Source organism: Paenibacillus sp. CMM36 (assembly GCF_053570945.1).
The window spans coordinates 68386-92135 of record NZ_JBSEDY010000008.1; the positions used below are offsets into that span (position 1 = coordinate 68386).

At 46.3% G+C, this 23750-nt stretch carries 25 protein-coding genes; 17 read left to right on the top strand and 8 right to left on the bottom strand.

Going from position 1 to position 23750, the window contains the following annotated elements; translation table 11 throughout:
* The first annotated feature begins 21 nt into the window (after positions 1 to 21).
* Entirely contained in the window at positions 22 to 441 is a 420-nt protein-coding gene (arsC, locus tag ACWA2B_RS16635; RefSeq protein ID WP_029519339.1) for an arsenate reductase (thioredoxin), read from the top strand.
* A 45-nt stretch (positions 442 to 486) separates the two neighbouring features.
* On the opposite strand, the gene ACWA2B_RS16640 is transcribed toward arsC, so the two are convergent.
* Positions 487 to 882, bottom strand: a complete 396-nt coding sequence (locus tag ACWA2B_RS16640; RefSeq protein ID WP_013373192.1) for a winged helix-turn-helix transcriptional regulator — start codon at positions 880 to 882, stop codon at positions 487 to 489.
* 162 nt (positions 883 to 1044) lie between these two features.
* Here ACWA2B_RS16640 and ACWA2B_RS16645 point away from each other — a divergent pair, with 162 nt between their 5' ends.
* The gene (locus ACWA2B_RS16645) at positions 1045 to 1605 is read left to right on the top strand and encodes an NAD(P)H oxidoreductase (protein WP_029519338.1); all 561 of its coding nucleotides are present in this window, start codon (positions 1045 to 1047) and stop codon (positions 1603 to 1605) included.
* Between the two features lie 122 nt (positions 1606 to 1727).
* On the opposite strand, the gene ACWA2B_RS16650 is transcribed toward ACWA2B_RS16645, so the two are convergent.
* From ACWA2B_RS16650 to ACWA2B_RS16660, 3 genes are all read right to left on the bottom strand, one after another.
* Positions 1728 to 2978, bottom strand: coding sequence for an ABC transporter permease (locus ACWA2B_RS16650; protein WP_069011593.1), 1251 nt, complete (start codon positions 2976 to 2978; stop codon positions 1728 to 1730).
* Positions 2962 to 4281, bottom strand: coding sequence for an HlyD family secretion protein (locus ACWA2B_RS16655; RefSeq protein WP_209949883.1), 1320 nt, complete (start codon positions 4279 to 4281; stop codon positions 2962 to 2964). Before ACWA2B_RS16655 ends, ACWA2B_RS16650 begins: the two co-directional genes overlap by 17 nt.
* Positions 4282 to 4415: 134 nt before the next feature.
* Positions 4416 to 4949 (bottom strand): MarR family winged helix-turn-helix transcriptional regulator, encoded by a 534-nt coding sequence (locus ACWA2B_RS16660; RefSeq protein ID WP_029519335.1) that lies wholly within the window; start codon positions 4947 to 4949, stop codon positions 4416 to 4418.
* A gap of 238 nt (positions 4950 to 5187) precedes the next feature.
* Between ACWA2B_RS16660 and ACWA2B_RS16665 the strand changes: the two genes are divergently transcribed.
* Positions 5188 to 6363, top strand: coding sequence for an alanyl-tRNA editing protein (locus ACWA2B_RS16665; RefSeq protein ID WP_069011590.1), 1176 nt, complete (start codon positions 5188 to 5190; stop codon positions 6361 to 6363).
* A 12-nt stretch (positions 6364 to 6375) separates the two neighbouring features.
* Here the strand turns inward: ACWA2B_RS16665 and ACWA2B_RS16670 are convergent, their stop codons facing one another.
* The gene (locus tag ACWA2B_RS16670) at positions 6376 to 7077 is read right to left on the bottom strand and encodes a YoaK family protein (RefSeq protein WP_029519333.1); all 702 of its coding nucleotides are present in this window, start codon (positions 7075 to 7077) and stop codon (positions 6376 to 6378) included.
* A gap of 193 nt (positions 7078 to 7270) precedes the next feature.
* The gene (locus ACWA2B_RS16675; protein ID WP_029519332.1) at positions 7271 to 7789 is read right to left on the bottom strand and encodes a DJ-1/PfpI family protein; all 519 of its coding nucleotides are present in this window, start codon (positions 7787 to 7789) and stop codon (positions 7271 to 7273) included.
* A gap of 148 nt (positions 7790 to 7937) precedes the next feature.
* On the opposite strand from ACWA2B_RS16675, the gene ACWA2B_RS16680 reads away from it, so the two are divergent.
* Entirely contained in the window at positions 7938 to 8330 is a 393-nt protein-coding gene (locus ACWA2B_RS16680; protein ID WP_013312050.1) for a winged helix-turn-helix transcriptional regulator, read from the top strand.
* A gap of 148 nt (positions 8331 to 8478) precedes the next feature.
* Here ACWA2B_RS16680 and ACWA2B_RS16685 read toward each other — a convergent pair whose 3' ends face one another.
* Positions 8479 to 8814, bottom strand: coding sequence for a winged helix-turn-helix transcriptional regulator (locus tag ACWA2B_RS16685; RefSeq protein ID WP_013312049.1), 336 nt, complete (start codon positions 8812 to 8814; stop codon positions 8479 to 8481).
* Between the two features lie 266 nt (positions 8815 to 9080).
* Between ACWA2B_RS16685 and ACWA2B_RS16690 the strand changes: the two genes are divergently transcribed.
* The 5 genes from ACWA2B_RS16690 to ACWA2B_RS16710 all read left to right on the top strand — a co-directional run bounded on the left by ACWA2B_RS16690 (position 9081) and on the right by ACWA2B_RS16710 (position 15359).
* Complete coding sequence (locus ACWA2B_RS16690; RefSeq protein ID WP_340886471.1) at positions 9081 to 10178, top strand: FAD-dependent monooxygenase; 1098 nt, start codon at positions 9081 to 9083, stop codon at positions 10176 to 10178.
* Positions 10179 to 10261: 83 nt separating this feature from the next.
* Positions 10262 to 11026, top strand: coding sequence for a GTP cyclohydrolase II (locus tag ACWA2B_RS16695; protein ID WP_029519329.1), 765 nt, complete (start codon positions 10262 to 10264; stop codon positions 11024 to 11026).
* Entirely contained in the window at positions 11023 to 12123 is a 1101-nt protein-coding gene (gene ribD / locus ACWA2B_RS16700; RefSeq protein ID WP_029519328.1) for a bifunctional diaminohydroxyphosphoribosylaminopyrimidine deaminase/5-amino-6-(5-phosphoribosylamino)uracil reductase RibD, read from the top strand. The genes ACWA2B_RS16695 and ribD overlap by 4 nt, the downstream gene beginning before the upstream one ends.
* Before the next feature lie 430 nt (positions 12124 to 12553).
* On the top strand, positions 12554 to 13405 hold the full coding sequence (locus ACWA2B_RS16705) for a fibronectin type III domain-containing protein (protein ID WP_430025439.1): 852 nt from the start codon (positions 12554 to 12556) through the stop codon (positions 13403 to 13405).
* A gap of 835 nt (positions 13406 to 14240) precedes the next feature.
* Positions 14241 to 15359 (top strand): slipin family protein, encoded by a 1119-nt coding sequence (locus ACWA2B_RS16710; RefSeq protein WP_029519326.1) that lies wholly within the window; start codon positions 14241 to 14243, stop codon positions 15357 to 15359.
* 60 nt (positions 15360 to 15419) lie between these two features.
* On the opposite strand, the gene ACWA2B_RS16715 is transcribed toward ACWA2B_RS16710, so the two are convergent.
* Positions 15420 to 15833, bottom strand: coding sequence for a chemotaxis protein CheW (locus ACWA2B_RS16715; protein WP_029519325.1), 414 nt, complete (start codon positions 15831 to 15833; stop codon positions 15420 to 15422).
* A gap of 275 nt (positions 15834 to 16108) precedes the next feature.
* Between ACWA2B_RS16715 and ACWA2B_RS16720 the strand changes: the two genes are divergently transcribed.
* From ACWA2B_RS16720 to ACWA2B_RS16755, 8 genes are all read left to right on the top strand, one after another.
* Positions 16109 to 17044, top strand: a complete 936-nt coding sequence (locus ACWA2B_RS16720) for a sugar-binding transcriptional regulator (protein WP_023990386.1) — start codon at positions 16109 to 16111, stop codon at positions 17042 to 17044.
* 208 nt (positions 17045 to 17252) lie between these two features.
* Positions 17253 to 17915 carry a deoxyribose-phosphate aldolase gene (gene deoC / locus ACWA2B_RS16725; protein WP_029519323.1) on the top strand — a complete coding sequence of 221 codons (663 nt, stop codon included), beginning with the start codon at positions 17253 to 17255 and terminating at the stop codon, positions 17913 to 17915.
* 30 nt (positions 17916 to 17945) lie between these two features.
* Positions 17946 to 18341: a cytidine deaminase gene (locus ACWA2B_RS16730; RefSeq protein WP_029519322.1), complete on the top strand. Its 396-nt coding sequence runs from the start codon at positions 17946 to 17948 to the stop codon at positions 18339 to 18341.
* A gap of 75 nt (positions 18342 to 18416) precedes the next feature.
* Positions 18417 to 19595, top strand: coding sequence for a NupC/NupG family nucleoside CNT transporter (locus ACWA2B_RS16735; RefSeq protein WP_449292438.1), 1179 nt, complete (start codon positions 18417 to 18419; stop codon positions 19593 to 19595).
* A gap of 32 nt (positions 19596 to 19627) precedes the next feature.
* Positions 19628 to 20809 carry a phosphopentomutase gene (gene deoB / locus ACWA2B_RS16740; RefSeq protein WP_318628103.1) on the top strand — a complete coding sequence of 394 codons (1182 nt, stop codon included), beginning with the start codon at positions 19628 to 19630 and terminating at the stop codon, positions 20807 to 20809.
* A gap of 97 nt (positions 20810 to 20906) precedes the next feature.
* The gene (gene deoD / locus ACWA2B_RS16745; protein WP_023990381.1) at positions 20907 to 21614 is read left to right on the top strand and encodes a purine-nucleoside phosphorylase; all 708 of its coding nucleotides are present in this window, start codon (positions 20907 to 20909) and stop codon (positions 21612 to 21614) included.
* Between the two features lie 32 nt (positions 21615 to 21646).
* Positions 21647 to 22948 carry a pyrimidine-nucleoside phosphorylase gene (locus ACWA2B_RS16750; protein WP_029519318.1) on the top strand — a complete coding sequence of 434 codons (1302 nt, stop codon included), beginning with the start codon at positions 21647 to 21649 and terminating at the stop codon, positions 22946 to 22948.
* Between the two features lie 205 nt (positions 22949 to 23153).
* Positions 23154 to 23726 (top strand): TetR/AcrR family transcriptional regulator, encoded by a 573-nt coding sequence (locus ACWA2B_RS16755; RefSeq protein ID WP_029519317.1) that lies wholly within the window; start codon positions 23154 to 23156, stop codon positions 23724 to 23726.
* Positions 23727 to 23750: the final 24 nt, after the last annotated feature.

The window sequence follows — 23750 nt, forward strand, 5'->3', positions numbered from 1 at the left end:
ACATTGAAGGAGACGGTAATGATGGAAAAAAAGACAATTTACTTTTTATGCACTGGTAACTCTTGCCGCAGTCAAATGGCAGAAGGCTGGGCCAAAAAATACTTGGGAGACCGTTGGAATGTATACAGTGCGGGTATTGAAGCACACGGCCTTAACCCTAAAGCGGTGCAAGCGATGAATGAAGTAGGGTTGGATATTTCCGGTCAAACTTCAGATATTATAGATCCTGCTTTGCTGAACAGCGCGGATTTGGTTGTGACCTTGTGCGGAGATGCTGCTGATAAATGTCCTATCACACCTCCGCACGTTCGTCGTGAACATTGGGGATTTGATGATCCGGCTAAAGCACAAGGAACAGAAGAAGAGAAATGGAGCGTATTCCAGCGTGTACGGGATGAAGTAGGGGCTCGTATTCGGAAATTTTCGGAGACTGGTGAATAAACAAGGTACACAGCTTAGGTATAGTATTACAGCAAGCACGCCTCCTTAAAGGGGTGGTGCTTGTTTGGCGTTTTTCTCCTTCACAGAATACTCTTCCAACACCTTTGTTTTATCTCCATAGATCCTATCCAAATGATCTTCTCCCCATAAGCAAAAACGATCAAGCAGATCTTTAAAATCCCATCCATATTCACTAAGCTCATATTCCACTTTGGGGGGAACTTGGTTATAAATGATGCGGTGGATGATTCCATCCTTTTCAAGCTCTCTAAGCTGTTGGGTGAGCACTTTTTGGGTGATTTTCGGAATGAGTTGACGAAGTTCGTATGTACGTTTTCTGCCGCTGGTTAAATGGTGTAGGATAATGCCTTTCCACTTTCCACTGATGACCTCCAAAGTTGCCTCGATCCCGAGCATATAGGTTTTGGCTTTGTCTTCCATAGACTTTTCCCCCTCTCCGATCTGTAGTACAAAAAGCACTAAGGAACCTTAAAGTACCTACAGTACATTGAAGTGCGTACTTCACACTTTAATGTATAACATCCATAATAGCATCTGTAGACAGGGTTCACCAATTATGAGGAGAAAGAAGGTTACGGATACATGAAAGTTTTATTGGTCGTCACGCATCCTAGAGAAGATTCACTAACCCTTGCGGTCATGAATCGTTTTGTAGAGGGATTGAAAGAGAATAAGCACGAGGTAGATATTTTGGACTTGGATCGGGATGGATACAATCCGGTGTACAGCGCTGCAGATGAGTTGGATTGGAATACGACCCATAAACAATATGCTCCTGAAACACGGAAAGAGATGGATAGAATAGTGGCTGCGGATGCTCTGGTCTTTGTGTTTCCATTATGGTGGTATAGTGTCCCGTCCATGCTAAAAGGGTACCTGGATAAAGTGTGGAACATAGGTTTACTTCAGGAGTTCACGTCAAAGCAGGTTCTGTGGATGTGCTTGGCGGGGGGGACGAAAGAACATCTGATCAAGTATGAATATCACGATTTGGTTACTAATTATTTGAATAAAGCCATTGCTGGTTACGCAAGAGTAAGAGAGTCCAAGGTGGAGTTCTTCTATGATACTTTATCCGAATCGAAAGAATACATTGAAGGTTTACTGGAGCACGCTTATCAATTAGGTCGGGCATATAAGTGAATTTTATTCTGATAACAATGATAATTTAATATTATTGAGGATTTTACAAAATCCTGATTATTGAAAAAGGGTTAAGGATCGTTAGACGGCACTTAACCCTTTTTTATTTTGTAGACGAGACTCTATCCTTTTATAGGCTCGTGCATAGGTGCTGATGGTGCCCCTTGCATAGATAACCCGCCGCCAGTTGTGCTTGCTGGAACAACGGGATGTGGTAATCCCTTTTCAGAAGCAGTGCCCGCAGTCTGCTTGGCCAGCTTCTGTTTCTCCCATAGGGCTCTGGCGATCACCAGCAAGGAGAGTACACCCACATATAGTAACAGAGAACCGAGTTCGGGAAGCATCTCCTGCAAAGGTGCACCACGCAGACCCATAGTGCGCAGGAATTTATACATCCATACAAAGGGGAAGAAATCACCGATTTGAATCGCTAAAGGTGGAAACAGTGATCTGGAAAGAACAGCCCCTGATAGAACAAAAGCAGGCATGAGTATCATCACCATTCTGCCAATGGCTATTCCCGGATGTGCAGCGCCCCATGCAACCAGGACATTGATACAAACGGTACCGAATACATACAGGACAACTGGAATTATAAAGAGAATTGGATTGGCCTCGAAACGGCCTCCCCCAAACACTTTAAGCATCCCTAGAGAGAAGATTAAGCCAGCCGTCGAAAACAGCGTATAAGGAAGCATACGCAGCAGGATGTTGAACGGATTTTGCAGCTCAGCAGCCAGCCTCTTGGAAACCCGGAGTCTGGCGACCAGAGGTAAGCTATTTATATTCAGTATCATAAAAGAGAACATACAAGTGAATGCAAGTATCGTCGTATTCTGATAGTCATTCGTTGGATTAAACATGGAACGCACTTCCAAGGCGATACCATTGAGGGCCCCTTGAGCCTGTTCTGCGTTCATCCCGGTTTTCAACATAGCTGGAACAGACAGTTCCATATTCTCGGAAACGCTAATTTCCTGCATAGCTGTACGAATCGAAGTAATAGATTGTACATTGGTATTATCGAGAATGAGACCCACGCGGCTGGAGAGGGAACGATTGTGATTGTCCTCTAAACCATGCGGCAATGAAATAACAGCCAAATATTGCTCATGATAAAAATACTGTTCAGGGTTGTCCGTATACGAAACAATCTCAGCTACGTTCATATACGGGGAAGCATCTATTTTCTGAATGAACTCACGGCTGTAAGCTGTGTTATCTTGATCCACCACTACCACGTTAGCGTCGTTAATTTGGCTGCTTGGGAGCAACAGTGAATACCCCAGTACGGCAATCAATGGGAAGATAATAGCTATAATCGGATACTTGGAGTGAACCAGATACGACCATTCATCACGAAGAGATTTCATTTGTATTCACCTCAACTGTCATGCCTGGTAGCAAAGCTGCTTCTCTTGTTACATATACACGTACCTGGAATGTAGCGGTATCTGCTTCTCCTTTTTCACGGGACATCTTCACATTAGCGAATTGTGGTGCAGCAGTTACATAGCGTACCGTACCTTTCAAGTCCTTATTGAGACCAGAGATATGAGTTTTAATTTCTTGATTGGCCTTGAATTTCCCCGCTTGTTCTTCATTCACATAGAGATCGTAATATAAATCGTTGGTTTCCAGGGTAATCACAGGAGCACCTTGCGCCACATTTTCGCCGACTTTGGTACTAATCGAAGTCACCTTGCCATCCTGTGGTGCTTTTAACACCAGGCGTTCTTTTTTGAGCAGCAACGTTTTAAGCTGAACTTCCTGTGTGTCTTTTTGTTGCTTTAAAAGGTCAATAGCCAGCTTCTGATCTGCCAACTGTTGACGACTCTGCTGAATGGTTTCCAGCTGGGTCTTGGAACGATCGACGGACAATTGGGCACCGCGAATTTCTTCCTCGGCTTGTTTTACCGAAACGGCTGCTTGTGTCGTCTGTTCACTGGCCTGCATACGTTCTTCAGAAGTGGCACCATGAAGTAGCTTTTGTAGAGCCTCTTTTTGCTGACTCAACTGATTTGTCGCTAAAGTCAAAGAGGATTCGGCATCATCCAACGCTGCTTTGGATGCACTTCCTGCATCATAGAGTGCTTTATTACGCTTATAGTTGGTCTGCGCAGTCTGAACGTTTTTGGTTGCTGAGGCTACAGCAATTCGTTGCTGCTGAACATCTTCATCCCGAACCCCGTTATTGACCTGTTGTTCCGCAGCAGTGGCTTGACGCTCAGCCGCTTGTGCCCGCTGCAATGCTGCCTGACTTTTACTCTCAGTCACTTGAGCTTGCGCGATATCTAGCTGTGCCTGTTTTTCCTGAGTTGCTGCCCGTGTATAGCCTAAATTGATGGATTGTTGTTGTTGGCTGATTTGCGTATTGAACTGGGCAATTTGTGTCCGCAGCTGCTCAATTTGCAGATCCACATCTGTGGAATCCAAAGTCATAAGGACAGTTCCTTTTTTCACCTTCGTTTCTTCTGTTACCGGGATGTTCAGGACTTTGCCTCCTACTTGTTCAAAAGATACATGAATGCTATCCGCATTTAGTGTTGTGCCTTTAACGGATCGCGAAGCATTGACTTGATCTTGTCCGTTGGTCTGGAGCAGGAAACCCCCGCCGATCAGACAGGCGATAGAAATGAGAGGGATGATGAGGCTGGTGGCTTGTGTGCGATTCATGGGTAATACGCTCCTTAGATTCATAAAATGGGTTAAACATAGACTCGAATAAATATCCTGATATGTACATTTTATTTATTCTTTTATTTAATAATTTAAAAGTTAGTCGGCTAACTAAAACACAAAATTAAAACTTATTCTGGTTTTGCTGCTTTATATATCTCTTTTGCTTGAGGGATGCCACTTTCTATTTTTTGCAGTAACGTCAGGAGCAATTCCTTTTCATCGGTGGACAGGTGGCTCATCAGTGTGGAAGTGCTTGTAAAATGTATAGGCAGCAGTCTTTCCATCATTTCTGTTCCTTGTTCGGTCAGTTTAACAATGCTCATACGGCGGTCGGAAGGATGAACAGATCGAATAATAAGCCCATCGCGTTCCAGGCGGTCAAGCAGACCGGTAACAGTAGGCTTGCTAACCCCTACTTTCTCCGCAAGCTCTGTAGCCAGCAATCCTGTATGGATGTTGCGGTATAGAAGAATTAATATTGAAAATTTCCCATGAGATATACCGAACTTCTCAAAGCCCTCAAAGCTGACTTTAAAGACGCTGGAAGATACCCGCATAAAAAATAGCATAGCTTCTGTTGCTCTTACATCAATCTCGGGGATACGCATAGAAAATTCTTGTAGCGCCTCACGAGTGGGCAAGTCCCGTAAATCAAAATCCATAAGGTTCTCCTTTCTTCTTACAGTATGTTCCAATCAATAAATTAGTTAGCCGACTAATCTTAATCTATTCAAAAATGAATTTCAAGCTAAACTTTGTTAATCGTCATGCGATTGTTCACCATATGGAGGTTGTTCGTGCCATGGTTCAAGCTTTTCCCTACATTGATATTTACAATGAAGTGCTTGATAATAAGTGGATATCGCACGAGACCAAAAACCCAAAAGTGAGGAACCTGGAATGACGACAAAATTATACTACACTGCTCCAAATCTTACGGAGTGGGACACTCATATTACACAGAGCATGGAAAGAGACGGAAAATATTTGGTTACGCTGGAGGAAACGGCCTTTTATCCGCATGGTGGAGGCCAGCCTTGTGATACAGGAACAATTCAGGGCGTCCGTGTATTAGATGTTGTTCTCGAAGAAGGGGATATTTGGCATCAGGTAGAGCGTTTGCCGGAGGATCGGAAAGTAGCCTGCCGATTGGATTGGGAACGCAGATTTGATCATATGCAGCAGCATAGCGGGCAGCACTTGCTGTCAGCGGTTTGTCTAGAGTTGTTGGGTGCCCGTACGGAAAGCTTTCATCTGGGACAAGAATATGACACGATTGATGTGAACTGTTCGGATATAACGCCTGCGCAGCTATCGGCAATCGAGCAGGAAGTAAATCAGCAAATCTATAGTAATCGCAGCATAAAAAGTTATTTTGTAACCCGTGAGCAATTGAAGGACATTCCGCTTGTGAAAACGCCCAAAGTGACAGAAAATATTCGGATTGTCGAGATCGAGGGCATTGAATATAATGCTTGCGGTGGCACACATGTAGCTCAGACCGGGGAAATTGGAATCATTAAATGCTTAAAATGGGAGAAGCAGAAGGGGATGGCAAGAATCCATTTCAAATGTGGCGCTCGCGCACTCCAGGATTTTAACGATAGTGTTCAGATATTGGACGTGTTATCTATGAAGTTCAATACCGGGCGAAAAGATATTTTGACCCGATTCGAAAAGTGGGAGCAGGAGCATAAACAGCTTAAGGCGCAAGTGGAGCTCCTACAAGAGGAAAATGCTTCGTACCAGGCGAAAGAGTTGCTATCTGCTGTGCGGGGGCATGTTCTTGCTCATGTATTCGAACAAAAATCCCTGCAGGACATGCAGCAATTGGCTACCAAGCTGACAGCTGAGCATGATTTGCTTGTTCTATTTGCCACAACAGCAGAAAACAAAATCCTTCTGGCACATAACGGCACCCAGTCTGTTAGCTGCGGAGCATTTTTGAAAGAGAATCTGGGGGCATTTCACGGTAAGGGGGGCGGTAGCAACCAATCAGCTCAGGCTGCATTCCCGTCCCGTGAAGACCTTTTGAATTTCTTTGAAACGGCCCAGCGCCAGTTCGTTCAGGGCTGATGTAATGGAGGATTAGTGGCGTAGGGGAAGCTTCCACTTTTCCTTTTCTGTAAATAAAATAAAAGAAAAAATAAGTGCAACAACAGCGCCCCAAACGGCTTTATCCCCAATTGTCAAAGTTAGAAATCCCCCCAGCAAGGCTCCTACCAAGAAGGCTGCCAGGATGACACCATAACGCATCGCTCGAATGGCAGCGTTCGTGTCCTTGGTCGTTACGGCGACATACACAGCCTCGATAGCTGATCGGAGGTTACCGGTGCTGACCGTGGAGGTGTACGGCACATCAATGAGCTTGCGGAAGGAAGTCATTTGCACGGAAGCGACGAACGAGACGATCACCACCACTACCGTATTGGGAACTCCTTGCGGAATCAATCCCACGATGAAAAAAATCGCAATTTCCAGTAAAAGAATTGCGCGGGTCCAGTCCGGAGTTAAACGGTGGGTTGATTTTCGTTTAATCCCTTCAGCAACAAAAACCCCCAGTGAAAAGGCGATCAGGGGCGGGATATAGGATAACGCCTGAATCCAGTGCCCCTGAATGACTTTGACAGCCAGCAGCACGATATTGCCTGTCTGTGCGTTGGCGAAAACACCGCCTCTTCCAACAAAGGTATATGTGTCCAAAAAGCCCCCTACTAATGATAGTAAGGCGCCCAGTCGCAACGATTCGGACGTTACCTGATGTAAATGTATTTTGCCTTTCATAAACACGGCATATAAGCCTCCTATGCTAAACGTCGATTGTTTAAAGCTAACACGAAAATCCAGGACCATACAATTAAATTAATCACTTAAGCATGAAAATGACACAAAGAAGCCACATCAGGTCCCATACAATAGAAAGGACGTGATGCGGCTTGTTGAAGTGCTGTTTAAAGTGCCATCTGGAACTTCGAGAATGTGCTTATTGCAGAGCTTGAACGAGGGCTGCGCCGAATTCCTGTGCACCATCTGGGCCATCGGCTGTAATAATGTCACTATGCGCAACGACATGCTGAGCGAGATATTCGGCTTGATGCACTTGAAGCTGATCCTTTTGTACATCCACTGGATAGCATGTAGCCGTTCTACCAGAGAGTAGTCCGGTTTGAGCCACGGCTACAGAGCCTGCGCAGATGCCAGCCAATAAAGTTTTTTGCTCATGGGTTTGTTTCAGCAAAGCTTGGAGATCCGCGTTATTCCACAGATGATCATTCGTTCCTGAGCCACCGATCACAGACACCACATCATAATCAGCCAGCACAGCGTTTGTAAAAACAAGATCAGCTGTCGCTTTACCGTTGTAGTCACCCGTGATTTCGCCTGTTTTTGTACTAGCTAGGGTCACGGTAACGCCTGCTTGCTCCAGCGCTTCCTTCGGTTTAAACAATTCATCCTCATTAAAGCGCTCTGGGGGTATAATAAAAAGAGCTTTTTTACTCATACTTTATTCCTCCTTGAATGTGTAACGTTATCTACTATTGTAGGATGGCTTCGTCAGGCTGTGAAGAATGCACTTTCAAGTACGGAGGTTACCTGCAGGTTACTATTAGAGTGCAAGACCATGATGATTTAGAAGGAGTTAATTATATATGTCTGATACGCTAAGAGAAGAAATACGGGAGAAGATCGTTAACGGAGACTATAACTGCGAAAAGGAACTAACCTTGTCAGTGTTAAGCGGAAAATGGAAGGTCGTCATTTTATGGCATCTGGGTGTGGAAGGAGCGCATCGTTTCAGTGACCTGCAAAGGCTGTTTCCGAAGCTGTCGCATAAAGTGCTGACCAATCAGTTGCGGGAGTTGATGGAGGACGGTATTGTGCACCGGGAAGTGTATCCCGAGGTACCTCCAAAGGTGGAGTATTCGATGACCGAGCTGGGGATGACGATTTTACCCATTGTGGAGATGATGTATGACTGGGGGAAAAAACGGGTGCAATCCATACGTGAGGAAATGCAACGCAGCGGTGAGGGAAACGTTTAAAGTTCCTTCATATGAAAAATAGAACGCCTTGCACTATGAGTACAATTGTACTTAGAGCAAAGGCGTTCTTTGGCATGTTAGCAGTCTGTGTTTTTATCATATTAGTCTAGGAACAATAGCGGTAGACGTGAAGCTGCTTCAATAAGAATCATTGCTGTTCAAGTGCTGGTAGAACCTCAATCCAGCGTGTAGCCCAAGTACCGATATGGTCAAACAAAGGAGCTAAATCGCGTCCTTTATCCGTAAGAGAGTATTCAATCCGTACGGGCTTCTCAGGATAAACCATACGTTGTATGATTCCTTCTTCCTCCAGCTCTTTCAAACGGTCCGAAAGGACCTTTCCACTTAAATTAGGAATTGAATTCTCAATAGCGACGAAACGTTGCGGACCATTCGTTAGTTGAAATACGATCAATACCGTCCAACGCTTACTCAGTAGTTCCATAGCCTTTTCAAACCGTGGACACATCTGCGGAATGTTCATGTGATCACCTCATGCTTATTATTAACGATTCACTGTTAAAAGTAAATGATTTTACTTTACATAAATTTATTACTTGACGAAATGATATGATATAAATATACTTTGTTACATAAAGTAACTTGTTAGCTTTGAGACGGAGCTTAAGATATGAATACTTAAAATTTAAACTTAATTTGATGTTATTTTTGATATTATTAATGATGTAATTAAATGAACAGGTACGAACTAATCGTTGAGGTTATGGTTTGGGTGTAGGGGGAAGTCGGATGAAGCTGGAATGTGAAGTGTGCGTAGTTGGAGGGGGACCCGCAGGGACTTTGTTGTCCTGTCTACTGGCGGCGCAGGGTGTATCCACGATATTGATTGAGCGACAGAGCATAGCGGGAAAGGCCTTTCGCGGTGAAATCTTGAATGATGAGGGTCAGGAAGTGATCCAAAGGCATAAGCTGCTCGAACAAATTCATGAGAACTATGTTCTCGCCTCCACAAGGATCGAATATTGGGGGCATCAGCGGCAAGTGAAGACGGTCAAGCCAGTATCAGTTGATGGTAATGTGGGGGTTCATATTCCACAGCCTCGATTTTTGGAGGCTTTGCTCAAACAGGCGTCAACCTACGAGTCCTTCCGTTACCTGGCGGGTACAACTGTGACTGCGTTGGAAGGTAACAGCGAGCAGGGCTACACGGGCTTGATCGCCCGCGATAAGAACGGTCATGAGATCACGATTGACAGTTCGTTGATTGTAGGGGCAGACGGTCGCTATTCGACTGTGCGCAAGCTGGCGCAGATGCCTGTGACGAACATTCGACACGGCTATGATCTGCTATGGGCGAAAATTACGGCACCTGCTGGGTGGGAGCCCGTCACTCGTCTGGCACTGGTCAATGGAGGTCAGTTGGCTTTATTCTCTCAGGCTGAGGGATATATTCAAATTGGCTGGAATGTGGAGGAGAGTAGCTTTCCAACCCTGTTTAAACAATCCTTTGAACCATTTATACAACGGTTTACAGAGGCTTTTCCAGATTTGAAGCATAGTGTGCATGATCATATTCGTTCATGGAAGGACTTCGTACCGTTGGATATTTTCAGCAGTCGTAGTGACACCTGGACGCAGAACGGACTGGTCCTTATTGGAGATGCGGCGCATACCATGACACCTACCGGAGCTTTTGGCTTGAATGCAGCTTTGAAGGATGCCGATGTGCTAGCCAGTGAGCTTCTTCGTTTACGACAGAAGAGCTATACCGCAGAAGACCTAAAGGCGTTCGAAGACGGACGACGGCAGGCTGTCACCGAGCTTCAGGAACGGCAACTGACGATGGAATCCACGTTTCATGAACATTTCTTACACAGAGTTCAATGATTTATGACCCTAACAATAACGATTAGCCTTTAAAGAATTAGGCATTTTCTATATAGAGCTTATATAAAGGATGGTGCAGAGAGATGAACCAAAAAGATGTAGCTACGCTACTTAACGATAAAATTCAAACCGTTCGCGGAGAGCAATCTTCGACGATTTTGGTAGGACCGATCAAGCTGCCAGTTAATTTGGAAGGAGAAACGGTTGTTTTTCAGTGGTATTGCTGGTTGCCTGTCCGGGATGAGGAAGATCGTCAGGACTTACTGAATGCCACCGCTGAGACGATTGTGAAGCGATTGTCCACACTGGATTTGGCAGAGGGACAACAGTCAAGCGTTTTGGTGTACGGCGATCTCGAGCAGTCGGAAAATGCATTAGTTCGCATGCATAGTATTTGCCATACTGGAGATATTTTTGGTAGCAAGCGTTGTGATTGCGGATTTCAACTCCACCAGTCCATGAAAATGATCGTGGAACATGGAACGGGTGCATTGTTCTATCTGGCTAACCATGAAGGCCGCGGAATTGGTTTGTTTAGTAAAGCAATGGCTTATATTCTGCAGGAAGAAGGCATGGATACCGTGGAAGCCAATCATCAATTGGGTTTTGAAGATGATACACGCAACTATGCGGATGCCATTAGTGTGCTCCGTCACCTGAGACAAAAGCCGGTAACCCTGATTACAAATAATCCTAAAAAACTGGATGCCTTGAAAAAATCGGGTATGAATGTGGCGGGTCGTATGCCGCTCTGGGGCGATGTGTCGCAATATAATGAACGGTATTTGAATACAAAAGTGGAACGATCCGGCCATTTGCGGGATTCCGATCTCAGGGAGGTTCTATGACCACTCACGAAAAATATATGCGCCTGGCACTGGAAAATGCCAGAAGTGCTAAAGGGCAAACAGAACCGAATCCGCTCGTCGGATCAGTCATTGTCAATAACGGCCGTATCGTTGGGATCGGCGCTCATCTGAAGCCCGGCGAGCCACATGCCGAGATTCATGCGTTGCGTATGGCGGGTGAACACGCTCAGGGAGCGACGATTTACGTAACGCTGGAGCCGTGTTCCCATCACGGCCGGACAGGCCCGTGCGCGGAAGCGATTGTGAAGGCTGGTATTCGTCGAGTGGTGATTGCAGCGCTGGACCCGAACCCGCTGGTTTCCGGCAGAGGGGTGCAGATTTTGAAAGATGCAGGCATTGAGGTCATTGTCGGCGTATGTGAGCAGGAATCCATCCGCATGAATGAAGTGTTCAATCAATATATCGTGAGCAAGCGTCCTTTTATTACGATCAAATCAGCAGTAACGCTGGACGGTAAAATTGCAACTCGAACCTCTGAAAGCAAGTGGATCACATCTGAGGCTGCACGGGAGGATGTGCATCGTCTTCGTCACGAGCATGTAGGAATCCTGGTCGGTGTACAGACCGTGATTCATGATAATCCTCAGCTTACGACTCGTCTACCAGAAGGACGGAATCCGATTCGTATCATTCTGGATAGTAAGCTTCGAATTCCATTGGATGCTCGTGTCATTACAGATGGGGAGGCTCCGACCTGGATATTCACAGGACGGGCCTACGATGAAGGCAAGCGAAGCCAGCTGGAACAGCTGGGTGTAAAAGTATATCCGACACAGGATGAAAACAGCGATCGGGTTAACCTGCCGCAAATGTTGGATATTCTGGGGGCAGCGGAGGTGTCATCGGTGTTCGTGGAAGGCGGAGCCGAAGTGAACGCTTCGTTCGTGCAGCAAGGGCTGGCAGACAAGCTGGTGCTGTATATGGCGCCGAAGCTGGTTGGAGGACGTGCAGCCCCGGGATTTCTCGGGGGAGAAGGCGTGTCTGCGATGAGCGATGCGGTGGCATTGCATGATTTGAGCGTGACACAGGTTGGTGTAGATTGGAAAATAGAAGGGTATTTTGAGCGGGGAAAATGAGTGAGTTGTTTTCGGGTGGAGGAGGCGCTTCGCGGAGAGGTTGATCTTCCGATCGCTGTTGCAGTGGGATTCTTCGGATTGTATGAGAGATTTAAAGGTAAGAATCCCACTGCAAAGGCGAACGCTTCCGCTTCTCCAGATTCAACCCCTTCGCTCCGCTGCTGCCCACCGCAAAGTCACTCTTTTTCCGAAATGTTGTGGAGCATGGGAAGGGCATAAGAAACTAAATACTCAAAAACTCAAAGGCTCAAAAACTTATAAATTCAAAACAGAGGATCTGAAGGGCTAAAAGGCCTGGAGGATTCTTTTTTTATATACTAAACGTTTATTAGGGTGAATGGTTAATGGGATGAATAACTTATAGGGTGAATGTCTTATGGGGTGAGTTTGAAAACATAATTACGCGAATGCCTACCACTGGATCTATAATTTGGATGCTGTAGGCAACATCGACCGCAGCATCACCGCTAATTCACCTATTTATGCCGTATTTCATAAGAACGGTGTAAAAACCTATGTGGCCTACAACTTTACAGACCAGGTCAAAACAGTAACCTTCTCAGATGGGCACAGTATTACCGTGCAGCCGAATAGCTTTAATGCCGGAAATGGAAGCGGCGGTGGCAATCCGCAGCCTGATACGGAGGCTCCGTCCATCCCGACGAATGTACGAGTTACGACCAAAACGGCTTCGACAGTCACTCTGGAGTGGGATGCAGCTACAGACAATGTTGGCGTTACGGGGTATATCGTTTATAAGGACGGGGCTCAGGCGGCAGAGATAAGCGGTATTTCCGCATCAATTACAGGGCTGAATGCAGCTTCCACTTACAGCTTTACCGTTAAGGCTCGCGATGCAGCTGGTAACCTATCTGCAGCAAGCCATGCTGTATCGGTAACTACGGAGGCAGCATCTGGCGGTAATGAGGGCGGCGGAGAAACGGAGGATTATAAAGTAGGAGCTCGCTTTGTCAGCGATCGTGAAGCATTGCTTCAATTTACACCCAAAACAGCCTCAGCCTATGTTGACGTGCATTATACTTTAACGGGTGGACAACAGCTCAATTACCGGATGACCAACAACGGCGGTGTCTGGGAGCAGCGGGTAACAGACCTCGATATCGGGAAGGGTGTCAGCTATTGGTTTACCTATGAAAAGGCGGGATTGCAATACGAGACCCCTCCATTCAGCTATACACACCAGCAGATTGCCTCAACAACGACAGACGTTCCAGAACTTCCAACACCAGGCGCTGATCCCGTTTTCGAAAAAACATCCTAGTGGATCAGGCCTAAGATACGAACGCGACTAGTTAACTATAGAGAGAAAGACACGAGGGAAGCACATATGCTTCTCCTGTGTCTTTTTCGTTTTTTATAGGGTCGTAATACTTTCGCCATGTTCGCGAGTTCTAGATTACGCGATAATGATAAAGGCTGATACAGGAAGATATTACCGAGGCGCGGATTTCCAAAGGTCCCGCAGTGCCTGCCCTGATGGGGTCAGGTATCCTGTAAACTTGCGTATCCACCAACAATTAGGGTTCGATTCCCAATCGCCTTCCACGCGACTTCTGGTAGAGTATTCGAATGATCGAATAAAAACAATGAAAAGACCCGGATAAGAGCATCCCATGTCTGGTCTTGATGACAGATACCGGGGCGATGGCTATGCGGCCAGCGGATACCGGAGAGAGCAAGCGCCGACAGGGCCCGAGGCTTCGGAGATACGGATTCACAGTCGATGTTGGGCTGATGAATCCCATCCCTAGAACACGAAAACAGGCGGTATCTTTCTTTTTCCTCAAGCTTGACCCCGCCGTTCACACCGGAGGGATGCTCTGCAAGGGTCCTAACCCTACTACAACAAATAAAAATAAAAAATCCTCATTTTAAAAGTGTGTTAATTTTAAGGCGGGCAGCTACGGAGCGGTCCATTTGAATCTGAAGAAGCGAAGCGTTCGCCTTTTGCCCCTGAAGTTTAACCCTATAAGGGGTTCATCAAATCCAAAAATTCAGGGGCAACAGCGATTGGAAGATCAAATGGATCGCGGAGCGCCACACGTAGAAAAAAACACTCTTTTAAGTTGAGGATTCTAAATACTAGGAGTGATACGATGTTTAAGAAGATAACAATTAAATCCGATGAGCGCGGATTGCTGTTCAAAAAAGGAAGCTACCACAAATTGTTGCAACCAGGAACTTACCTATTGAAGACATTTCAGCAGGAAGCGGTTGAAATTTTGAATGTAGCCGAACCATTTTTTGTACCGGACCATGATATTCGTTTGTTTTTGACAGATCCCCTATTGCTTGAGCAATTGAATGTCATTGATGTAGAGGACCATGAATATGTGCTGCATTATGAGGATAATCGGTTTGTGGAGCTGCTGACGGCTGGGAAATATGCTTATTGGAACGTGCTCAAGGAACATCGTTTTGTTCGTGCAGATACTCGGCAGCCTGCAATTGATAAGGCATTGGGGCAAGCATTCTTGTCCAAGACACCGGGCTTCTGGAAGGCGCTTCAGGTGGGCAGCTATGAATTAGGATTTTTGTATTACGATAATGTGTTGCAGGGTGAGCTGAAACCGGGTAAATATTATTTCTGGATGTCCACGGTGAATACAGAGATCAAAACGATAGATATGCGACAACAGCAAATGGACTTGATGGGACAGGAAATCATGACAGAGGACAAAATTACGCTGCGCCTCAACTTCGTCTGTCAGTACCGTATCATCGACCCATTGCGGGCATTAGAATTCCGGGCATACGAGGAGCAAATGTACATTATGCTTCAACTGTTGTTACGCGAATACGTTGGCACGATGAAGCTGGATGATTTGCTGAAAATGAAGCAGGAGATTGCGGTATATGTTTTGACTCGACTGAATGAGCAGAGCGACGAATATGGAGTGACTTTTACGTCAGCAGGGGTGAAGGATATTATTTTGCCGGGGGATATCAAGGATATTCTGAATACGGTGCTGTTGGCAGAGAAGAAGGCACAGGCCAACCTCATCACACGACGTGAAGAGACGGCATCCACTCGTAGTCTGCTCAATACGGCCAAGCTGATGGACGAGAACGCCACTCTCTATCGTCTCAAAGAGCTAGAATTCATGGAAAAAATCTGCGAGAAGATTGGCACGATTTCGCTAACTGGCGGGAATACGTTGCTGGAGCAGCTGAACACGCTGGTTCACATGAAAGAGGGGCAGGGACTCCAATAACTGAAAATACTCCCGAACGATGAGTGCAAGCCGCCTCAAGGTTCGGGAGTATTTTGCGTTTTAGTTCGTCTTGGTGGATGCGAGAAAAGCGTCCATATCGATCACCGGAATGAGGGTACCCTGATGCTCCATCACAGTAGGGAACAACTCGCGCTGCCACTCTTCCTCATTGCTTTGTAGCTGACTGTCCTCGGCAGAAGCCGTGTCCTCCACCTGATCGACAAGCAGAGCAATCTTCGCACGGCTGAGCAAAATCATTTTGTCCTCGGAGGAATCGCTGGATGCAGGAAGAAGCAGTTTTTTGCGTAAATTAAGGATCGTAAATACATTGCCGCGAATAGTCACCATTCCTTCATGCCATGCTTCGGAAAAGGGAAGCGGAGTTCCCTTCTTAGCATTCATGACTTCTTCTACTTCCACAAAGTTTAAAGCGAACTTTTTGTCCGCTAGACTGCACACAATAAATTCAGACATAACAATTCTCCTTATCTATTCAGATGAGCCATCACAGGTTGTGATTGAGCGGTAAAATGGGTTAACTATTGCGTTTTGACAGATGGAACGATAAAGTTGAGGATGCGGTAAAATGGTTGTAGTTACTCACAGAATATCACAAACGAGCAGTTAAATCTTCCAAAATAACAACCATACGGCCAAGGCGTGGCTTCAAGTTTCCCTTCATATATAATGTTTGGGACTAAAGCTGTGTCCGATGGCACTACATTTTAAGATAAGCGGGTTGAGGTAGAGTGGATCATGAAAAGCAGCGATTAAGTATCGAAGCAGCCAGATTATACTATCTAAACGACTACAGCCAGCAAGATATCGCGGTCAGACTCGGGGTTTCGCGTCCTACGGTATCGCGGTTACTTCAGGCTGCTAAGGAACAAGGATACGTGCGGATTAGTATTGTGGACCCGATGGAGGATATGGACGCGCTCGGAGAGCAGGTGAAGAAGAAATACGGACTGGATACTGTGTTAGTCTGTTATTCGCCGTTAAATGAATATCAGGAGATCAAGAAGCATATTAGCAAAAAAGCAGCCGATTATTTGCATGAAACGGTACAGGATGCTGATATTATTGGAGTGACATGGGGAACAACCATGCATGCCGTGGCGCTTCATCTCCAACAAAAGCAGGTCAAGGGAGTTGAGGTGGTTCAGCTCAAGGGAGGCGTGAGCCATTCACATGTCAACACATATGCTGTGGAAACCGTGAATTTGTTCGCAGAAGCCTTTCATACCATAGCAAGGTATTTGCCGCTGCCTGTAATTTTCGACAGTCACGCCGTTAAGAAAATGGTCGAGGAGGATCGGCATATCCAGCGTATCATCGAACTTGGCAAGCAGGCGAACATCGCGGTGTTTACGGTGGGGACGGTCAAGGAGGATGCGTTGCTGTTCCGATTGGGTTATTTTAACGGGGAAGAGCAGAAGCTACTGCAAAGAATTGGCAAGGGCGATATTTGCTCACGCTTTTTTGACGCTGAGGGCAATATATGCAGTCAGGAAATCAATAGTCGTACCGTCGGGATTGATTTGCCTGATTTGCGAAAGAAGGAGAAGTCCATTCTCGTCGCTGGAGGCCAGCGTAAAGTGGAGGCCATTCGGGCATCGCTGCGTGGCAAGTATGCGAATATTTTGGTGACGGATCAGTTTACGGCACAAGCACTTTTACAATAGAGCAAGTCGTCTCCATCCAGCAAAATACACGGTTATGGCGTGTGCCTACAGGGTAATATGAATGGTAGGTGAACGCCTTATGTACAAGCGTGAACATAATTTCAAAATGTGTTTTACATATGTTCAAAGCCGTGCTATGATGATCTCATCACAGAGAAATAAAGGACTTTTGTCTTCAACTATTTATCTAATGAAGGAGCTTTTAGATATGAACATTGCAGCATTAATCGACCATACATTGTTGCGTGCAGATGCGACGAAGGATGAAATTACGAAATTGACTGCCGAGGCAAAAAAATATCAGTTTGCTTCTGTATGTGTGAACCCGGCGTGGGTAGCTTATGCAGCAGAACAGCTCGCAGGCACAGGCGTAGCCATCTGTACAGTTATCGGTTTCCCGCTGGGAGCGAGCACGTCCGCAACGAAAGCATTTGAAACGAAAGATGCTATTGCTAACGGAGCGACTGAAATTGATATGGTTATTAACATAGGCGCTTTGAAGGAACGTGATGTACAGCTCGTCGAGCAGGACATCCGTGCGGTCGTGGAAGCAGCTGCTGGTACACTGGTAAAAGTGATTATCGAGACCTGCCTGCTGACTGACGAAGAGAAGGTACTGGCATGTGAGCTGTCCGTCAAAGCGGGGGCGAATTTTGTGAAAACCTCGACAGGCTTCTCAACAGGTGGAGCTACTGCGGAAGATGTGGCTTTGATGCGCAAAACGGTAGGACCTGAGATTGGTGTCAAGGCTTCAGGCGGTGTACGCAGTCTGGAAGACGTGCAAAAATTAGTAGAAGCTGGCGCAAGCCGGATCGGTGCAAGTTCCGGTGTGAAAATCATCGAGGGCGAGCAGTCTACATCTTCCTACTAAGTTTATTTTAAAGTCATGGAGGGATTCGCAATGAAGGATCAATTGATTCAGAAAGCGCTTGAGGCGCGTAAACAGGCGTATGTTCCGTATTCGAATTTTCAGGTGGGTGCTGCGGTTCTCGGAAGCGATGGCACGATTTATCACGGATGTAATGTGGAAAATGCCTCCTACGGCTTATGCAATTGTGCAGAGCGGACAGCGATTTTTAAAATGGTATCCGAAGGCTGCCGGAAAATTGATTCGATTGCGGTTGTAGCTGATACGGAAGGGCCTGTGTCTCCATGTGGGGCCTGTCGTCAGGTCATTTCCGAATTTGCTCATCAAGATACCAAAATTTATCTGACAAACCTTCATGGCAACACGGAAGAGTGGACGGTGGATCAATTACTGCCGGGTGCCTTTCGACCTGCGGATCTGGGGAAATAAAAAAAAGAATGCCTCTTTGGGGCGCGTTCTTTTTATGGGGAATGTAAGCGCTTAATGTAATAAGGGGGAAATTAAATGAAATATGTAATCGCTCTGGTAGGACTGCTTGTTGTATTTGCACTTACTTACGTTGCCAGCAGTGACAAGCGCAAAATCAGGTATCGTCCGCTGGTGGTTATGGTTGTTCTGCAAGCAGCGCTAGCTTTTGTATTACTGCATACAGGGATTGGTGAATTTTTGGTCAAAGGTTTTGCAAAAGGGTTTAATAGTCTTTTGGCATATGCAACTGAAGGGATTAACTTTGTTTTTGGCGGAATTGCGAATGAAGGAGCAGCACCGTTCTTTATCGGTGTACTGCTGCCAATCGTGTTCATATCCGCGCTGATTGGTATTTTGCAATATGTAAAAGTGTTGCCTTTTATTATTAAATATATCGGGCTTGTCTTGAGCAAAGTAAACGGAATGGGTAAACTGGAATCCTACAACGCTGTAGCTTCGGCTATCTTGGGTCAATCCGAGGTGTTTATTTCCGTTAAGAAGCAAATTGGTCTGCTGCCAAAACATCGGTTGTATACGCTGTGTGCGTCTGCGATGTCTACGGTGTCCATGTCGATTGTGGGAGCTTACATGCAAATGTTAAACCCCAAATATGTGGTTACCGCTTTGGTATTAAACCTATTCGGCGGCTTCATTATCGCTTCTATTATTAATCCGTACAAGATTGAGAAGGAAGACGATTTACTGGAGGTTCAGGAGGAAGAGAAGCAGTCCTTCTTCGAAATGCTCGGGGAGTATATTATGGACGGCTTTAAGGTTGCGATTACGGTAGCTGCGATGCTGATCGGTTTTGTGGCGCTGATTGCCATGGTTAACGGGATCTTCTCCTGGTTGTTTGGAATCAGCTTTCAGGCGCTGCTTGGATATGTGTTTGCGCCTTTCGCTTTTGTCATGGGTATTCCGTGGAACGAAGCCGTTCAGGCGGGCAGCATTATGGCTACCAAACTCGTATCCAACGAATTTGTGGCCATGCTGGATCTGACCAAGCAAACAGGCTTGTCGGAGCGTACAATCGGGATCGTATCGGTATTCCTCGTATCCTTTGCTAACTTCTCATCCATCGGTATCATTTCCGGGGCTGTGAAGGGTCTGCATGAAAAACAGGGAAATGTGGTGGCCCGCTTTGGTCTGAAGCTGTTGTACGGGGCAACGCTGGTTAGCGTGCTGTCGGCAACGATTGCAGGGTTGTTTTTGTAAAAAAAACAGCGAGTCAGGAAAGGATTTTTATAATGTCTAAATTTAAACGGATTCACTTGGTCGTTATGGACTCGGTTGGTATCGGCGAAGCGCCGGATGCTGCCCAGTTTGATGATTATGATGTAGATACACTCGGTCATATTGCGCGCGAACGCAGCGGTCTGAAGATGCCGAATATGGGCAAGCTCGGTCTGTCCAATATTCGTTCCATAGAAGGAGTGGCAGCAGCCGACAAGCCGCTCGCGTATTACACTAAGATGCAGGAAGCGTCCAATGGCAAGGATACGATGACGGGTCATTGGGAAATTATGGGCTTGAATATTGCAGTTCCTTTCCGTGTATTTCCTGATGGGTTCCCGGATGAGCTGATTCAACGCATTGAGGAGCACACAGGCCGCAAAGTGATTGGCAATAAGCCTGCTAGCGGCACGGAAATCATTGATGAGCTGGGCGAAGAACACGTGAAAACTGGAGCGCTCATCATCTATACCTCGGCGGATTCTGTGCTGCAAATTGCGGCGCATGAGGAAGTTGTACCTTTGAAGGAGCTCTATGAGATTTGCGAGTTCTGCCGTAAAATCACGCTGGAAGATCCGTACATGCTGGGTCGCATTATTGCCCGTCCGTTCGTAGGTGAGGCAGGGAATTTCTCTCGTACCTCTAATCGACATGATTACGCGCTCAAACCATTTGGTCGCACTACAATGAACGAGCTGAAGGATGCAGGCCTGGATGTGATCGCCTTGGGTAAAATCTCTGACATTTATGACGGCGAGGGTGTAACGAAGGCGGTGCGTACGGTGTCCAATATGGACGGCATGGATAAGCTGGTGGCCACGCTCGACGAGGATTTCACCGGATTAAGCTTTCTGAATTTGGTGGACTTTGACGCTGTGTACGGTCACCGTCGTGATCCACAGGGATATGGTCAAGCTTTGGACGATTACGATGCGCGTTTGCCAGAGGTTTTTGCTAAAATGACCGATGACGATCTGCTGATCATTACTGCAGACCATGGGAATGATCCGACATATCGGGGAACGGATCACACCCGCGAATATGTACCTTTGCTGGTATATTCCCCGCGTTTTACAGCGGGGGGCAAGGAACTTGCGGTTCGTAAAACCTTTGCTGATATTGGAGCGACCGTAGCAGATAACTTTGGTGTAAAACTGCCTGAACACGGAACGAGCTTTTTGGCAGAGCTTCAGTAATCCAGGGCCCGCAAGAGTACAAGCAAGATTACAAAGATTAATGTAACGGTATAAATAACGATACAAGCACGGACAAATGGGACGGAGGAATAAAAACATGAGTGTACACATTGGAGCCAAACCTGGAGAGATTGCAGAAACGATTTTGCTGCCAGGAGACCCGCTACGGGCAAAATTTATTGCTGAAACATATCTGGAGGACGTGACCTGCTACAACGAGGTGCGCGGAATGCTCGGATTTACGGGTACGTACCAAGGCAAACGCCTATCTGTACAGGGAACTGGGATGGGGCTGCCGTCTATCAGTATTTATGTCAACGAACTGATTAGCGAATACGGTGTGAAAAACCTGTTCCGCGTGGGTACATGCGGCGGAATGAAGGAGCATGTACACGTTCGTGACGTCATTTTGGCACAAGCATCCTGTACGGATTCCGGTATGAATCGCCATATTTTTGGTGGCTACGACTACTCGCCGATTGCCAGCTTCAATCTATTGAAGGGCGCTTATGATCGTGGTGTTGCCAAAGGCTTGAACATGCATGTCGGCAATGTATTCAGCTCAGACAGCTTCTACCGTGATGATAAATCAGTGGTACAAAAGCTGATGGAATACGGCGTGCTGGGTGTAGAGATGGAAACTTCAGCTTTATACACGCTCGCAGCCAAGTTTGGCGTAAACGCACTGACGATTCTGACGGTAAGCGATCATTTGTTGACGGGGGAAGAAACGACCGCAGAAGAACGGCAAACGACCTTTAAAGAAATGATGGAAGTTGCACTGGATACAGCAGTATCTCTGTAAACGATCATACGCACAGTGAGGAGAAATGACATATGAGAATGGTAGACTTGATTGAGAAAAAACGTGACGGAAAAGAACTGAGTACGGAGGAAATTAATTTTATTATCCAAGGCTACACTCAGGGTGAAATTCCCGATTATCAAGTCAGTGCATTGGCGATGTCCATTTTCTTCAAAGATATGACTGAACGCGAACGCGCTGATCTGACGATGGCGATGGTTCATTCGGGTGATACCATTGATCTGTCCGCGATTGAAGGTGTAAAGGTCGATAAGCATTCTACTGGCGGCGTGGGTGATACAACAACGCTGGTACTGGCTCCGCTCGTAGCGGCCTTGGACATTCCGGTAGCCAAAATGTCAGGACGCGGCCTCGGACATACCGGAGGAACGATCGACAAACTGGAAGCTATTGCAGGCTTCCACGTCGAAATCAGCAAGGACGAATTTGTGGATTTGGTGAATCGCAGCAAAATTGCGGTCATCGGACAAAGCGGTAACCTGACACCTGCGGATAAAAAATTGTATGCCTTGCGTGACGTTACGGCGACGGTCAACTCGATCCCGCTGATTGCCAGCTCGATTATGAGTAAGAAAATCGCTGCTGGCTCCGATGCTATCGTGCTCGATGTAAAAACAGGTGCAGGCGCATTTATGAAAACTGTAGATGATGCCAAAGCACTGGCACATGCCATGGTGAGCATCGGTAACAATGTGGGTCGCAAAACGATGGCAGTCATTTCCGATATGAGTCAGCCGCTGGGTCTGGCTATCGGGAACTCACTGGAAGTAAAAGAAGCAATTGATACGCTGCGCGGCGAAGGACCCAAAGATCTGGAAGAACTGTGCATGGCTTTGGGCAGTCAGATGGTATTTTTGGCAGGGAAGGCAGATTCCCTCGATAACGCCGAAGAGAAGCTCAAAGAAGTCATTCGTAATGGCAAAGCACTGGAAAAATTCAAAGAGTTTATTGCGAATCAGGGCGGTGACGCTTCTGTAGTGGATCATCCTGAACGCTTGCCGCAAGCACAGTATCTTATTGAGGTGCCTGCGAAGCAGGACGGTGTGGTAGCTGAAATCGTGGCTGACGAAATCGGTACCGCAGCGATGTTGCTTGGAGCAGGACGTGCGACCAAAGAATCCGAGATTGATCTGGCCGTCGGCTTGATGCTGAACAAAAAGGTCGGGGATGCTGTTCAAAAAGGCGATTCGCTAGTTACTATCCATGCGAACCGTGAAGATGTAGCCCAAGTGCTGGAGAAAATCTACGCGAACATCCGTATTGCAGATCACGCGGAAGCGCCAGTGCTAATCTACGGAACAGTGACAGAGTAAGCGATAAGCCCTACTCATAAAGTCGTATTAGTAGCATGCATATGAAGCCGGAGGCCCTAAGTTTAGGGTGCTTCCGGCTTTTCTGTTGTCCTCGTTCTCAGACAATTGAACGGCAGAATTTAAAAATGGGGTTGTCAATTTCAAGTGAGGGTAATATACTGAACCCATAAACTGACGACCGTTCGTAAGGTATTGGAGGAAAAGCATGACACTACAGAAAATTAAAACAGTTAGCTTGCAGCAATTTGCGAAAAAGGGATACGATGCGTCCTCTCTGCAACTGATAGCTGATGAGGTAGGGATTAAAAAGCAGTCCATTTATGCTCATTTTAAAAGCAAAGATGATTTGTTTTTAGACATATTTAAGGATGCGGTGGATCAAGAGATTTTGGAACTGGATCGTTATTTTCAAGATCAATCCGAACAATCACTTGAAGTTGTCCTGCGCGGACTAATCGTTGAATTTAAGGAACGCTATGAGAGTGCTATGAATTTGCGTCTGATTCTGTATATCGGCTTTCTGATTCCATCTGCACTGGAAAGCCAGGTTCAGGCTTTGGTCACACGCTACGTACAGCATAAAACCAGCTTGGTACACGGGCGACTGGCAACTGAAACATCGGTTAAACTTCGTGTTCCAGCTCAATCTGCCGCGACAGCCTATATGAATTTGATTGAAGGCATGCTGGTAGAACTGGTGTACAACGGCACCGACGGTTTTGATTTGCGTCTGGAAAGCTCTTGGGATATTTACTGGCATGGCTTGATTCGGGCCTGAACAACTGAGCAGTCGAAGTAAACA